Raw genomic sequence first — 2,495 nt, 5'->3', positions numbered from 1 at the left:
CCATTCCCGCGGGTAGCGCGTGCAACATTTCCCGCCTCCCTGACCAGGACTGCCATCTTCATCCATCGCCCTCATGTTTCCGCCGCCCCCGCCGATACGCGCCCCTTTCGGCCCGGAAATCGAAAACGTGTGGATGTACCACGGCGTGTAATTGAACGAGTTGGAATCGCCGCTGCTCAGTTCGACCCGCCGAGGTACCTCAACCGTCGTGGACGCATTCGTCCGCAAACCGGTGCATCCGGCGAGAAACACCGCCAAGGCAGCCATCACGCCAGCCCATCGTTTCACGTTCATTCGCCCCCTCCTTCGTGGTTGTTCGTGCCGTCAAAAAACAGCGAGACGTGGAGGGTCTGCTGGCACGTCAGTTTCGGATCGGCCACGCTGCAATACCCCGTCGCCCACGCGTCGTTCGCTTCCGGGTTCTGCAGGCGCCCGCCTTCCGGCATCGGTTCCGGCCATTTCACGTTCATTTCACAAGCCCTCGCCTCACACCGTTCGGATATGCGTCATTCCACTCTTCATCCGGCGAACCTTGTGCGACGTAAGGATCGTCGTCCGCGGGACGCACCGCCACCGAGTTGTGTCCACTCGCATTGCCGTCGGCTACCATGATCTTGACTCGATCGCCCGGCAGAAAGATCGCCCATACCCCACCGGATCGGCTCCCGTCATACTGCGGAATCTGAACGTTCTCGGCTTTGTACCAAGATCCAGGGGCCTTCGCGCCAAGTCGCTTCACGTCCTTAAATGCCAGCCACCGCACCGTTACCCTCAAGTCCGGCTGCCATTCCCGCGGGTAGCGCGTGCAGCAAGATTCCGCCCCCCCGCCAGAGGGCCGCCCGTCCTCACGTACCGGCATCACATTCGGCCCGCCACCACCGATACGCGACCCTTTCGGCCCGGAAATCGAAAACGTGTGGATGTACCACGGCGTGTAATTGAACGTCTTGGTCCCGCCACTACTCAGCTCAACCCGTCGAGGTACCTCAACCGTCGTGGCCGCATTCGTCTGCAAACCGGTACATCCCACGAGCAACACCACCCAGGCAGCCACCACGCCAGCCCATCGTTTCACGTTCATTCGCCACCTTTGTCGTGGTTGTTCGTGCCGTCAAAAGTCAGCGCAATACAATCGCCGATCCCCGTCGCGCGGCCTTCGTCAGGCATCCGACACAAACCTTCTTCGGCGAGAGACCGACGACCTGATTCAGCGGCCCGGGCAACTGATGCAGCGACGCATGCGCCAAGAACTTGCCCGTCGTGCCGTGCACGATCCCGGTGGAATCCATCTGCGTGAAGCTGCCGTTGGTTTCCAGGCGGATGGATCGCGCTCCGCGCAGCACGATTTCATCGGCTTCGAGCAGAATCTGCTTCTGTGCACGTGCGACGATTGATTGGGTCAGGGCGTGAAGCACGATATCGCCAGCGGCAGCGACGAATTTCACCGGCCCTTTCTGTGCGATAAAACGAATGGTGTCGCGTATGCTCGCGAAGAAACCCCGACCGCCCGCGATTCCAACGTGCCCTTCGCTGGTCACAGCAACTTGCCGAGCCGCCACGTGCGCGGTGGCGGGTGTGACAAGTTGCACGCCGGCCTTGCCTGCGATCACCAGATGCGGCTCGGCCAGTTCCGGAAACGGATTGCCATCGTGCGTCGCGCCACGCAACTGGTCGTTCTGTGCGGCGATCGTTCTGGCGATATCGGACTGCTGGCCGTCAGCTTCCTGCGCCTGCGCTTCCAGAGCCGCCCGGCTCATGGCGTCGTGCAGGTGCTGCGCGTCGTCGAGCTGGGAAAGAGTCACGGCCATGTCTTTCACATGCCCCTGCGCCCCTGACTTGCCCTGCGTGGTAATCAGCATGCCCATTGCCGATCGCACCACGCCCCACAGACTCGTCGCCAACTCGAAGCCCCGGCCACGCTCGTCCTGCCGCCCCGCATTGCCCGCGATACGCGTGATGTACCCCAGGTTCAACTGCGACGCACCTTCGTCGCTCGACAGATGCGCCTGGATCTTCCCGTTCGTATCGTCGAAGGCGAGCGTGTTCGCACGCCGGCCGCCGATCTCCCGGCTGCGATAGCCGGCCAGCGCCTGGTTCTTCGGCAAATCGAACGGCGGCATGTTGAATGCATTGGTCGCGCTGCCCACGATGATCGGCAAATCCGGATCGCCATTGACGAACGAGACTTCGACCTCATGCCCCCGGCGCGGCAGAAAAATGCCGCCGAACTGATCGCCGTGCCATGCGCCGGCAACGCGCACCCAGCAGCTCGAACGCTCGTCGTTCCTGCCGAGCCGGTCCCACAGAAACTGCAGCTTCACCCGGCCATACGCATCGGTCCAGATCTCCTGATTCTCCGGGCACGTCACCACCGCATACTCGACACCACTCACGCGCGGCTTCGCGATCGTGCGCAACAGCCGGAACGGCTCGCTGGTCGGCTGCGCCGTGAAGTCCGCCTCGCAGCGGTAGCACTGGCCGGAACCCGACGCTTC

The 2,495-nt window shown here is 62.7% G+C and carries 4 protein-coding genes; all 4 read right to left on the bottom strand.

All coding sequences use genetic code 11. The features are described 5' to 3' along the window. On the bottom strand, nucleotides 1-294 hold a 294-nt coding region (locus LIG30_RS25645; RefSeq protein WP_152986188.1), incomplete at its 3' end, for a DUF3304 domain-containing protein. Continuing rightward, nucleotides 291-470 (bottom strand): hypothetical protein, encoded by a 180-nt coding sequence (locus tag LIG30_RS21970; RefSeq protein WP_038715453.1) that lies wholly within the window; start codon nucleotides 468-470, stop codon nucleotides 291-293. The genes LIG30_RS21970 and LIG30_RS25645, both read right to left, overlap by 4 nt. Further along, the gene (locus tag LIG30_RS25640; protein ID WP_083494135.1) at nucleotides 467-1,081 is read right to left on the bottom strand and encodes a DUF3304 domain-containing protein; all 615 of its coding nucleotides are present in this window, start codon (nucleotides 1,079-1,081) and stop codon (nucleotides 467-469) included. The genes LIG30_RS21970 and LIG30_RS25640 overlap by 4 nt, the downstream gene beginning before the upstream one ends. Nucleotides 1,082-1,118: 37 nt before the next feature. After that, a partial coding sequence (locus tag LIG30_RS21965; RefSeq protein ID WP_038715451.1) for a type VI secretion system Vgr family protein occupies nucleotides 1,119-2,495 on the bottom strand: 1,377 nt, incomplete at its 5' end.

This window comes from Burkholderia sp. lig30, assembly GCF_000687455.2.
Taxonomy (GTDB): domain Bacteria; phylum Pseudomonadota; class Gammaproteobacteria; order Burkholderiales; family Burkholderiaceae; genus Burkholderia.
This window is presented reverse-complemented; position numbering and strand designations above follow the sequence as displayed.

What these genes read in the sequence shown, in the direction of transcription:
- LIG30_RS21970 (WP_038715453.1), bottom strand. Translation starts at nt 470, where the DNA reads ATGAACGTGAAATGGCCGGAACCGATGCCGGAAGGCGGGCGCCTGCAG.
- LIG30_RS25640 (WP_083494135.1), bottom strand. Translation starts at nt 1,081, where the DNA reads ATGAACGTGAAACGATGGGCTGGCGTGGTGGCTGCCTGGGTGGTGTTG.